General features: G+C 65.2%; 7 protein-coding genes and 3 pseudogenes. 8 read left to right on the top strand and 2 right to left on the bottom strand.

All coding sequences use genetic code 11. The features are described from left to right. On the bottom strand, window positions 1-254 hold a 254-nt coding region (locus K728_RS23130; protein WP_443110939.1), incomplete at its 3' end, for an ADP-ribosylglycohydrolase family protein. A gap of 181 nt (window positions 255-435) precedes the next feature. On the opposite strand from K728_RS23130, the gene K728_RS18740 reads away from it, so the two are divergent. From K728_RS18740 to K728_RS0107140, 5 genes and pseudogenes are all read left to right on the top strand, one after another. Continuing rightward, window positions 436-1,470, top strand: a complete 1,035-nt coding sequence (locus tag K728_RS18740; RefSeq protein WP_024476307.1) for an aquaporin — start codon at window positions 436-438, stop codon at window positions 1,468-1,470. 75 nt (window positions 1,471-1,545) lie between these two features. Beyond that, a pseudogene (locus K728_RS18745) lies at window positions 1,546-2,717 on the top strand (exonuclease SbcCD subunit D). Beyond that, window positions 2,714-3,199 (top strand): annotated as a pseudogene (locus tag K728_RS23135) (AAA family ATPase); the annotation flags it as partial. The pseudogenes K728_RS18745 and K728_RS23135, both read left to right, overlap by 4 nt. A gap of 2,148 nt (window positions 3,200-5,347) precedes the next feature. After that, window positions 5,348-5,878: pseudogene (locus K728_RS23140) on the top strand (SbcC/MukB-like Walker B domain-containing protein); the annotation flags it as partial. 150 nt (window positions 5,879-6,028) lie between these two features. Beyond that, window positions 6,029-7,303: an MFS transporter gene (locus tag K728_RS0107140; protein WP_024476309.1), complete on the top strand. Its 1,275-nt coding sequence runs from the start codon at window positions 6,029-6,031 to the stop codon at window positions 7,301-7,303. 72 nt (window positions 7,304-7,375) lie between these two features. Here the strand turns inward: K728_RS0107140 and K728_RS0107145 are convergent, their stop codons facing one another. Continuing rightward, window positions 7,376-8,101, bottom strand: a complete 726-nt coding sequence (locus K728_RS0107145) for an IclR family transcriptional regulator (RefSeq protein ID WP_019481219.1) — start codon at window positions 8,099-8,101, stop codon at window positions 7,376-7,378. 132 nt (window positions 8,102-8,233) lie between these two features. Here K728_RS0107145 and K728_RS0107150 point away from each other — a divergent pair, with 132 nt between their 5' ends. The 3 genes from K728_RS0107150 to K728_RS0107160 all read left to right on the top strand — a co-directional run bounded on the left by K728_RS0107150 (window position 8,234) and on the right by K728_RS0107160 (window position 11,781). After that, window positions 8,234-8,785 (top strand): flavin reductase family protein, encoded by a 552-nt coding sequence (locus K728_RS0107150; protein ID WP_024476310.1) that lies wholly within the window; start codon window positions 8,234-8,236, stop codon window positions 8,783-8,785. 59 nt (window positions 8,786-8,844) lie between these two features. Beyond that, window positions 8,845-10,299: a 4-hydroxyphenylacetate 3-monooxygenase, oxygenase component gene (gene hpaB / locus K728_RS0107155; RefSeq protein WP_024476311.1), complete on the top strand. Its 1,455-nt coding sequence runs from the start codon at window positions 8,845-8,847 to the stop codon at window positions 10,297-10,299. A gap of 150 nt (window positions 10,300-10,449) precedes the next feature. Continuing rightward, window positions 10,450-11,781, top strand: coding sequence for an MFS transporter (locus K728_RS0107160; protein WP_019481222.1), 1,332 nt, complete (start codon window positions 10,450-10,452; stop codon window positions 11,779-11,781). Window positions 11,782-11,818: the final 37 nt, after the last annotated feature.

An 11,818-nucleotide genomic window follows, 5' to 3' on the forward strand; every position in this document is an offset into this window, starting at 1 on the left:
TCAGCCGCCACTCCATCATTGGCCCATTGGATGGCATCAACGAGTCCGTCGACCGTATACAACGTGAGCTGGGTATCGTCGGAAAACCGGAACGTGTCCGGCAAAGCGTCGGGGGAGGTCACACCGTGTGGACCGTAGGCTGTCCGGATGGATTGCAGGTCGAGTTCTTCGACGGCATAGCCGAGGGCATCGCCGAGGGCACCGCCCAGCAGGCAGCCATGAACACGGTCGGAATAAGTCGGGGCAACAGGCACCTCAACAGTCTAGTGTCGGGTATGGTGCTACTGCCCCGTCCACCGGCGTCGCCCGCTCACAGCGGGCATCCAGCAACAAGTGGAACGCTGGACGGGTTTGCCTGACCGGATCGTACGGTCCCGACAATAGAGTCGACCCCCATCTCGACTCTCCCATTCAGCTTGAAGGAATACGTTCACCATGACGCAGACATCTCTGCCCAGCCACGATCTGCACGCGGACCCGGAACACTCCGGGCGCGCTGCCGGGATCAAAGACTTTCCACTGGTGGCCCGGTCCCTCGCCGAAGCAGCAGGCTCGTTCCTGCTGGTCCTCGCGGGACTGGGCGTTACCATCCTGAACACCCAGACGGGTGTTCAGCCGACTCTCGCCTTCGGTCTGGCGCTGATCGGAGCGATGGTCGCGTTCGGCTATGTGTCGGGGGGTCACTTCAACCCGGCGGTCACGCTCGGCTCGGCAATCGCAGGTAAAACCTCGTGGGCCTCGGTACTGCCCTACATTGTGGCGCAGGTGGTCGGCGGCGTTGTCGCAGCAGTGTTTATCTGGTTGCTCCTGAGCGCCAACCAGCAGTTTGCCGGTAGCGTCCAGGCCCTGTTCGCCGTCTCGGCCAACGGTTACGCAGACAATTCGCCCACCCAGTTCGCCCTGAGCAGCGCTCTCCTCGCCGAGGTTGTCGGCACCGCGATCTTTGTCGCCGTCGTGCTGGGGGCTACCTCCCGCACCGCCACTGGTGCGCTGCGCAACGCCGGTGGGCCCTTCGCCATCGGGCTGGTCTACGCCGCGCTGCTGACCTTCCTGCTCCCCATCACCAACGGGTCGTTGAACCCAGCCCGGTCAACCGCCGCCGCCATCTTCTCCGAAGGCTGGGCCCTGGAGCAGCTGTGGCTGTTCTGGGTAGCACCGGTGCTCGGCGCAGCGATCGCTGGACTGATCTACCGCAGCACCGAGCTGTTTGCTGGACGCAAGAGTGAAGCCGGGGTGGCTGGGCCGGCCGACGGATCCGTCGCCGCACCTGCCGACGACGACGCAGCCCCGGCAGCCACCGGGGTCAATGCCCCCTCGCAGACCACCGGGGTGACGTCGGCTGACCGCTACCCGGCCGGCCATGCACGCACCGGTGACACGGCCGAGGATGGTCAGGTCGACCGTCCCGCCGGGACCGACGAGGCACGGACGTTCTTCGACGGATCCGACGATCGCCGCGACGAAAAGTAGGCTAAAACCCGGCCAAAGTCCGCACCGCCGGGAACCCTCCGCAGGAATGTCAGTGGGGGCCGGTAGCTTGGAATCATGAGGCTACTGCACACATCCGATTGGCACCTGGGACGGTCGTTCCACGGTGTGGGTACCCTTCAGGCGCAACGGATTTTCATCGACCACCTCGAGAAATCTGTTCGCGAGCATGAAGTCGATGTGGTGCTGATCGCCGGCGACGTCTACGACCGTGCACTGCCCGGCGTGGACGTCGTCGGCCTCTTCGACGAGGCGCTGGATCGTCTCACCGGGGCCGGAGCGCAGGTGGTGGTTTCCAGTGGAAACCACGACTCCGCCACCAGACTGGGATTCGGCGGTCGCATTCTGGAACGCGGCGGAGTGCACTTACGCACCCGGCTTGAGGACATTGCACGGCCGGTCCTTTTCCCCCTTGATGACGACGGCGCCGAGCTGGCCGTCTATGGCCTGCCCTACCTCGAGCCGCGGCTGGNCTGGTCGCAGGTGGGCTCGGAGCCGAGGCCCCGACACACACCAGCGTGACCAGGGCAGCCCTGGACCGGGTCCATTCGGACCTGGCGCATCGCCGGGCGGCCGGGACCGTCCGGTCCCTGGTCATGGCGCACACCTTCGCCAGCGGCGGTATCACCTCGGCCAGCGAACGCGATCTCAGCGTGGGTGGGGTTGGTGCTGTGCCCCTCGATCTCTTTGAATCCTTCGACTACACGGCCCTGGGGCACCTTCATGGCCAGCAGCAATTGGCACCCAATGTGCGGTACTCCGGTTCGCCCCTGCCCTATTCGTTCTCGGAAGCCAACCAGGCCAAGGGCGCCTGGCTGGTGGACATCAGCGCCAACGGGCTGGGCGAGGTCAGTGCAATTAACTGGCCAGGGTACCGCGAGCTGGCGGTCCTGACTGGGGAACTTGAGGATCTGCTGGCGGACCCGCGCCATGACTGGGCCGAGAACGCCTATTGCCACATCACCCTCACCGACGCTGACCGGCCCGCCCAGGCTATGGAGCGCCTGCGGAGCCGCTTCCCCACCACCCTGGTATTGAACTTCGAACCGGCCGGTGACCGGCAACGCGCAGCGCAGACCTACAGCCAGCGCATCGCCACGGCCACTGATGATGTGGAGGTGTGCTGTGGCTTCTTTGACCACGTCCGGTCCCGTCCAGCGAACGATGGCGAACGCGCTGTCATCACCTCCGCCCTTGAGACAGTCCGTTCGGCACAGGTCGAACGGTGAGGATCCACCGCCTGGAACTTCAGGCGTTCGGCCCCTTCGCTGAACGCCAGCAGGTCGACTTCGACAGGTTGGGTGCCCACGGTCTGTTCCTCCTGAACGGCCCCACGGGCGCCGGAAAATCGAGCGTACTCGACGCGATTTGCTACGCGCTCTATGGATCGGTGCCCGGCGCCCGGCAGGGTGCAAAGCGGCTCCGCAGCGACCACGCACCCGAGTCGCTGGCGCCCGAGGTGACCTGCGAGTTCAGCGTGGGCGGTCGCCGGTTGGAAGTGATCCGCAATCCGCAATGGAATCGCCCGGCCAAGCGGGGCAAGGGGACCACCTCCGAGCCGGCCCGCACCCTGCTGAGGGAGCAGGTCGACGGCGAATGGGTCCAGAAATCCGCCCGAAACGATGAAGCCGGCGACGAGATCCAGACCCTTCTCGGCATGAATCGTGAGCAGTTCACCCGGGTGGTGATGCTGCCACAGGGCGAGTTCGCCGCTTTCCTTCGCTCCGATGCGAAATCCCGCCGGGAACTGCTGCAGCGGCTCTTCTCCACCGACCGTTTCGAGCAGGTGGAGCAAGTCCTCGCTGAACGAGCCCGGGCGCTCGGCGGCCGGGNCGCCGACGCCGAAGCCGGGTTGACCCACATCTTCCGTCGGGCCCTGGATGAGGTGGAGCGCCATGCTCTCATGGGGGGCGAGGCGGACCCCGCCCCCGATTCCGCCCCTGGGTCCGACGCGGCTCCGGAAACCCAGGAAGCCGGACCGGAAACCATCAGCGGCTTGCAGTTGCGTCTCGCGGGTGCGCTGGAAAGTGCAACCCAGACTTCGACCAAGGATTCGCTGGAGCTTGCTGCATTCCGACAGGCACACCAGGAGACGTCGGCCCTCCACGCGCGCCAGGGTGCACTGGCGAAGTTCAGGGCTGACGAGGCCGCGCATCTGGCCCAGCGTGAGGATGCGGAAGTGTTTCAGGCTGCAGTGGAACGGGATCGGAAGGCCCGCATCCTGGAAGGTGGCCTCCGCTCATTGGATCAGGCAGAGCGGACGCTCAGCCACGCCACCGCCGGGGCGAAGGTCGCAACGCTCCGGATCGCCGAATCCGAGGTGGCCGGATCCCTGGTGCCCGGCCTCAATCCAGACGACGTCATTTCCGCCATCACCGCCGCCGACGGCGTCGACGTGAGCCCTGCCGGCGTCGATGTGAGCCCTGCCGGCGTCGACGGCGCGGGGTCCAGCCTTGACGAGACGATCGGCGTGCTCGATGCTGCCTGCACCAGTGCCACCTCAGACCTCGGGGTGCTGCGCTCGGCACTGCCGGAGGAACAGCGTCTGCAGTCGCTGGAGCACAGGCTCGCCAAGGCGGCGGCTGAGCAGGAACGGATTGAGGCAGCCCTTGCGGACTGCTCGGGTGCCCAGGCGGAGGTCCGCGCCGAGGCCGCCGAAGCCCGTGCGGAGCGTAGCGAGCTTGAGCGTCAGGTCAACCAGGAATCGACGCTGGGGGAGCGGGTGGCAGAGGGCAAGCGGCTCCTGACCACGATCGCGGCCCTCGGGACCGCGCGAGACAGGGTCCTGGGCGAGGAGGAGAAGTACACGGCAGCCGAACGGCGCTTCCTAGAGCTCAAGGGTCACTGGCTGGATACCCTCCGGCAACGCCTGGAACAGGCTGCAGCCGAGTTGGCTGACCGGCTCACCGACGATAGTGACTGCCCGGTCTGCGGCAGCCGGTCCCATCCCCGGCCGGCCTCGGCCGATCTGGACACCCTGGTCACCCACGACCAGGAAGAGGCTGCACACCGAAAGCAGGACGCCGCCGAGCAGGAGCTGGACCGGATCCGACGAGTGCGGGACGAGGCAGTCCTGGAGGCCGCCAGGTTGGAGGCGCAGGGTGGTGGCAGGGATGCTGCCGACGTGCAGGAGGAGCTCACGCGGGACACTGGCCTGCTGGCGGAAGCAGTCGCAGCACGACAGGCATTGGAGCGCGTCACGGCCCGGCTGGTCGAGTTGACCGAACGCGAAGAAAGCCTCACTGCCACCTACAACGGGTTGACAACTTCACTTGCTGAACTGCGGTCACTGATTGCCGGGCTGGAGGAACAGCGAGGGGAAGTGACGGGGCGGCTGGTCACGCTCCGCGACGGGTATGACACCCTGGCGGAACGGATTACTCAGCTGTCGGCGGGACACGAAGCTATTGCCACCTGTCGGGACGCCCTGCAGGGCCTGATCCGTGCCCGCGACGGCCACGATCAGGCGTTTGGCTCGCTGGCCGAGGGACTGTTGAACTCGTCATTCGACGACCCGGATGAGGTGCGCGCGGCCCTGCTGCCGTCGGCTGAGCTGCAGCGCGCCGAGCAGTTCCTCAGCGGCTATCAGCGCACCACGCACCGGCTGGAAGCTGATCAGGGCCTGCCGGAGATTGCCGGGGCACTTCAGGACGAGGCAGCCGGTCTGCCGGCAGTGACCCGCGAAGTGCTTGAAGCAGCGGCAGCGGCGGAGAGTGAATCGGCTGCACGCGCCGCGAAAAGTGAGGTCAGACGTCGGATGATCGAGGAGTCGGCCGCACAGCTTGAACGCTATGCAGCCGAAATGGGCCGCCAGGAGAAGCTGGTGCTGCCGCTGCGGACCGAGTATGAACTCGTGAAATCCTTGGCCGACACCGCGGCCGGAGGCGGAGACAACTCGTACAAGATGAGTCTTGGCACCTACGTGCTGGCTGCACGCCTGGAGCAGGTAGCGGATGCAGCGACTGAACGGCTGCTGGCCATGTCTGATGGGCGCTATGCTCTCGTGCACAGTGATGCGCTATCGGGCAACAAGAAGTCGGGCCTGGGACTCAACGTCATCGACGGCTGGACCGGAAATACGAGGGACACGGCAACCCTCTCAGGCGGCGAATCCTTCATGGCGGCCCTGGCGCTCGCCCTCGGCTTGGCCGACGTCGTTCAGGCCGAGTCAGGGGGAATCGAGATCGAGACACTGTTCGTTGATGAGGGCTTCGGTAGTCTCGATGACCAATCCCTGGAACAGGTCATGGATGCTCTGGAAGGGCTTCGGGACGGTGGCCGCATGGTGGGGCTGGTCAGCCACGTCGCCGAACTCAAGCAGCGCATCACCGCCCAGCTTCAGGTGATCAAGGGACGAAACGGATCCACCCTGCGGATTGTCGACCAGTTACCGGTCGACCAACTGCCCATCGACGATCAGCCCACCGGTCCGCATCAGACGGATGGGCTGCAGACGGTGTAAATTGAGGGTTGTCACCGGGTTGGGCGCATCGGGAGGGGGGACGATGCGCAATCAGCTGTATCCGGAAAGACCCTCACCATGACACTACCCGCAGTATCCGCTAGCCGGCTGGGACGCTATGGCCGGCTCCCGGCCCTCGCCGGATCTTCTTTCCTCACCATCGGCTTCTTCGCCCGGCTGCCCCTGGCCATGTTGACTGTCGGGGCCCTGACCCTGGTTACGGCGGCCAGCGGGTCGGTAGCAACCGGAGGGTTTGCCGCCGGAGCGGTCGGCGTCGGTTCGGCGCTGGGAGCCCCTATTCTCGGGTACCTTGCCGACCGCACCGGGCAACGGCCCGTGCTGCTCGTCTCGGCGGTCCTGAACACTATGGCGATTGCCCTGGTGGTCACGGCCAGTTACTCAGTGCCTGACTTTTCGGCGGCCTCCACCGCACTCATTCTCGGGGCAGCCTTCGGCATGGGATTGACCTGCCCGCAGATCGGGCCACTGGCCCGGGTGCGGTGGATCGCCCTGACCCGCGGAACCCAACAGGGCGATCTGGATACGGCGCTGTCCTACGAGAGCACCGCGGATGAACTGACCTTCGTTCTGGGGCCAGCACTTGTGGGCCTGTTGGCGAGTGTGATTGCCCCCTGGCTGCCGCTGGCCCTCGCCGCCGTGCTGACCATCGTCATGGTGAGCGCGTTCGCAATTCACCCCACGGTCCAGGCCGTGGTGCCGCTAAGCCGGCGTCCTCACCCTGCCCGGGAGGGGGAGCCCAGCACCCGCCGGAGGGAGCCCGGCAGCCGACGGTTCTGGTTGCTGGTTCCGCTCCCGGTGCTTGGCATGGTTGCAATGGGTACCTTCTTCGGCTCAACGCAGACGGCCCTGATCGCGTTCGCCGGCGAGTTCGGGGCTGCTACGTCGGCGGGTCTGCTGTACGCCGTGATGGGTCTGAGCTCAGCGGCGGCGGCGCTGTCGGTGGCGTACTGGTCAGCCAGATTCTCGGCGTCGTTTCGCTGGATCATCTCCGCTGGCGGGATGAGCCTGCTCAGCCTGTTCCTCTTCATCCCGCAGGAGGTCCCGCTGATGCTGCTGGTGCTGTTCGTCCTGGGTATCCCGGTGGGACCCACGATGGTCACGATTTTCAGTATCGGCTCCCTGGTGGCCCCGAAGGAACTGATGGGAACGGTCATGACCCTGCTGGCCAGCGGAATTGTCGCTGGGACGGCGATCGGGGCCGCAGTGGCCGGGACCCTGGCGGAAGCGAACGGCTTCAGTTCTGCCTTCGTGGTTCCGGTAGCTGCGGCTGGTGCGCTGCTGGTGCTGGGAGTCGTTTCATTGACGGTGCCCCGGCAGCATCAATCCGATTAGCCCGCTGCACCCCATACCCCAATACCTGCACCCAGCCCCCGCGCCTGGGCCTGGGTGGGGGTGGGGGTGGCCTCAGCGCAACTGTTGTTCGATGGTCCGCGCGCAGTCCGCGAGTTGAGCACCAAGCTCCGCCGGAGTGTGCTGGCTGCGGATGTAGACCAGCGCTACGGCTGCCGGTAGTTGACCGGGGATGCGGACCGGTACGGCTACCGAGGAGACGCCCTCAATCACCTCATCGTGGCTCACCGCGTAGCCGGTGCGCTGCGCGGTGCGGGCGGCTTCCCGGTACTGCTGGCCAGGGGCAAAACGAGCCCAGTCCTGTTCAGTCATTGCCGATTGGATGGCAATTCCCGGCGCTCCGGCGCTCACCGAGTGGCGGGTGCCAGGGCGCTGGGCAACGGTGGCACCGGTGTGCCGGGGCTCTACCGTGACCAGCGTGACGCAGTCATGTTGGTTCAGGACGGCAACGAAGGCGGTCATGCCCAGGCTATTGGCCAAATGGGTCAGTTCGGGGAGCGCCGCCGACTGCAGATCGCCCGCGACGCCGCGGGCCAGCGCGGCGAGGCCGGGGCCCGCCTGCACCCGACCCGCAGCATCCCTCACCACCAGCGAGTGGTCTTCGAGGGTCCGCAGGATGCGGTAGGCGATGGAGCGGTGCACTCCAAGCTGCGTGGACAGTTCGGCGATTGACAGGGGGGTGCGCGCTTCGGCCAGGATTTCCAGGGCACGGATGCCCCGAGAGAGGGTCTGGGAATGTGACGACGGTGCCACCGTAGCGCTGGTCTGCACACTGTCCATGGCGTCCTCTCGGGTGGGCGGCTGTTGTCTTCGTCACTTCCGCCAATATTTCACTATCAGAATGAATTGTTCAACTATAGAACAGCTAGGCTGTCCTTAACGCTAGTACAGGCACGTCAAGGGAGTTTGACCATGACCGCTTCACCGCAGCACGGGAGTGCAGCCAGCAGCGGCGCACCCGCACGTCGGCGCTCCCTGAACGTACCGCGGGCCCACCACTTCAGGGGAAGCCTTGGCCGGTTCGCGACCGGCGTCGCGATCGTCACCTTCGACGGCGCCACCAAGCGTCATGGGATCACCGTCAATTCCTTTACCTCGGTGTCAATGGATCCGCCGCTGGTGCTGGTGAGTATCGCCCGCAGCACCACGGCCCACGACGAGTTGGCCGGCAGACCGTTCACCGTCAACATCCTCGGCGCTGAGCAGCGCCAACTGGCCCTGCACTTCGCCGGGCGACCCGTTGATGAGCCGCTCTGGGTCGAGGGGGAAGGTGCGCCACGTCTGGGGAACGTCCTGGCCTACTTTGAGTGCACTCCGTGGGCAGCGTACGACGGCGGCGACCACACCCTGTACCTCGGCGAGGTGCAGGATTTCAACTACCGCAAGGGCGATGCCCTGGCGTACGCCAACAGTAGCTTCACGACCATCCCGGAAGACCAGCTGGGGATGGAAGACCTACTCTGACCGGGTCCACCAAAACCCCAGGCACTGAACCGCACGACTTCCTCAAGGACTGAAGAACAATGGGCATCCGATCCGGCACGCAGTACCTGGACACATTGAATTCCATGCGACCGCACGTGGTCATCGATGGTCAGGTAGTCAGCGAAAACATCGCCGATCACCCTGCGTTCAGGAATGTGGCGCGGTCCTACGCCCGGCTATTCGATCTGCAGCACGATCCCGAGTATGCGGACCGGCTGACGTACCCATCGCCGTCGAGCGGTGACCGGGTCAACGCCTCCTTCCTCGTGCCGCGCACGGTCGCGGACCTGGAACGGCGTCGTGCGGCGACGGCCTGTTGGGCCGAATATTCGCAGGGTTTCCTGGGCCGCACCGGGGATTACATGAATGGGTGCCTGACCGCGCTGAGCGCGGCCGAACACTGGTTTGCCCAGGCGGACCCCATGTTCGGCGAGAACATTCGCCGGTACTACGAGTTCTGCCGGGAGAATGATCTCCTCACCACCCACACGCTGATTCCGCCGCAGGTCAATCGGTCGGTGTCGGGATCGGAGCAGCTGGGTGGTCACCTGTCGGCCCGCATCACCGAGGAACGCGACGACGGAATCATCATCAACGGTGCCCGCATGCTCGCTACCAACGCCCCCATCGCCGATGAACTGCTTGTCTTCCCGTCCACCCTGTTGCGCGGAACCCCCGAGGATGCGCCGTATTCCTTCGCGTTCGCGCTCCCCAACGACGCTGAGGGTCTGAGGTACCTGTGCCGTACCCCCCTCCACAATGGTGGGTCGATCCACGACGAGCCGCTGGCTTCGCGGTTCGAGGAAATGGACGCCGTCGTCATATTCGACAACGTGTTCGTGCCGAACGAGCGCATCTTCATGCTCGGGCACCCCGACCTCTGCAACGGCTTCTACTCCGAAACCGGCGCCGGGGCGCTGATGACCCACCAGGTGGTCACGCGGACCATCGCCAAGAGCGAGTTCTTCCTCGGCCTGGCAGCGGAGTTGTCGGAGTCCATCGGTATCGGCGGATTCCAGCACATCCAGGAGGATCTCGCCGAGCTCATCCAGACGGTCGAAATCGGCAAAGCACTGCTGCGGGCGTCCGAGGTCGATGCCACACTGAACGACGACGGCGTGATGTTGCCGAAGTGGGCCACACTCAACGCGGCACGCAACTGGTATCCGAAGGTGGCCCAGCGCTTCCCCCAGATTATCCGCACATTATCCGCCAGCGGCCTGATGGCGCTCCCGGGCGAGGCCGATCTGGCCAGTGCGGCGCTGCCGGATATCGAACGGTATCTCCAGACCAAAACGCTCACCGGACCCGAACGGGTGCGGCTATTCAAGCTGGCGCATGACGCGTCAATCTCCGGTTTCTCGGGTCGTCAGGCCCTGTATGAGTATTTCTTCTTCGGCGACCCGGTTCGGATGGCCGGGGCGCTGGTCAAAAGCTATGACACTGCCCCTGTCCAGGCGCGGGTGCGCGAGTTCCTGGCTCGTACCGACTAGCCGCGCCGCCGCATTTCGACAGGCTTCCCGGCAGGTCTTCCGGCAAGTCGTCGCCGGGGAGCGTGCATTAGGCCATCCCGGGGTAGTATGATCAGCGTCACAAACCGAACGTTCTGTCAGTAAATAGTCCGTCCCACCCTGGAGTACACAATGACGTCTTCTTCCACCAGCGTTGGCCAGCCCAAACAACGCGTGACCCGCGAGGAACGCAAGGTTCTGGCGGGGACCCTGGTCGGCACCACCATCGAGTGGTACGACTTTTTCATCTTCGCCCAGCTGACCGCGACAGTCCTGGCAGGGCTCTTCCTGACACCCCTGTCGGATTCGAACCCCGGCCTGGCCCAGATCCTGTCGTTCGCCCTGATCGGCATCAGCTTCCTCTTCCGTCCGCTCGGCGCGATCGTCGCGGGTCACCTCGGTGACCGGATTGGCCGCAAGGCCGTGCTGGTGATGACCCTGCTCCTGATGGGTGGGGCGACCGCTCTGATCGGCCTCCTGCCGACCTACGCGCAGATCGGCATCTGGGCACCCATCCTGCTGATCCTGTTCCGCATCATCCAGGGCTTCTCCGCCGGCGGTGAATGGGGCGGTGCAGCACTCATGGCCGTGGAGCACGCACCCGTACACCGGCGCGGACTCTTCGGGGCCTACCCGCAGATCGGTGTCCCCATCGGGATGATCCTCGCGACCAGCCTCCTGTTGCTGCTGCGGACGGTTCTGACCGAAGATGAGTTCCTGGCCTGGGGCTGGCGGATTCCGTTCCTGCTGTCGGTGGTCCTGATCGTGGTGGGATACCTGATCCGCCGCTCGGTCGCCGAGAGCCCAGTGTTCAAGGAGATGGCGCAGCGCAAGGCGGAAAGCAAGGCGCCGCTTCGTGAACTGTTCCGGAACCACACCAAGAACGTGCTCCTGTCGGCTGCCATCTTCATCGGTAACAACGCCGCCGGGTACCTCCTGATTGCCTTCTTCATCTCGTATGCCACTGGGCGTCTGGAACTTCCCATCCAGGAGGTGCTGCTGGCAACAGTGCTGGCCTCCTTCGGCTGGCTGATTTTCACCATGGTGGGAGGCTGGCTCTCCGACAAGATTGGCCGGGTCCGGACCTTCCAGATCGGCTATGCCTGGGTCTTCGTCTGGATGATCCCGATGTTCATGCTGATCGACACGGGCGACATCGTGCTCTACGGGGTGGCCCTGTTCGTCCTGACCATTGGCTTGGGTCTGTCCTACGGCCCCATGTCGGCCATGTACGCCGAAATGTTCCCCGCCCAGGTGCGGTACTCGGGCATCTCGATCGGCTACGCCCTCGGCGCAATCCTCGGCGGAGCGTTCGCTGCCACAGTGGCGCAGGCGCTCCTTGAGGCGTACGAATGGTCGGGTTCCGTGGCGATCTACATCATGGTGCTGTGTGTGATTTCCTTCATCGGCGTCAGCCTGGTCAAGGAGACCAAGGGCGCACCGCTGGGCGTGTCTCACCACTAGCGCGTCATACTGCATCAACGGGGCCGGCAGCGGCGGG

Source organism: Arthrobacter sp. CAL618 (genome assembly GCF_000468215.1).
In the GTDB taxonomy this organism is placed as follows: Bacteria; Actinomycetota; Actinomycetes; order Actinomycetales; family Micrococcaceae; genus Arthrobacter_D.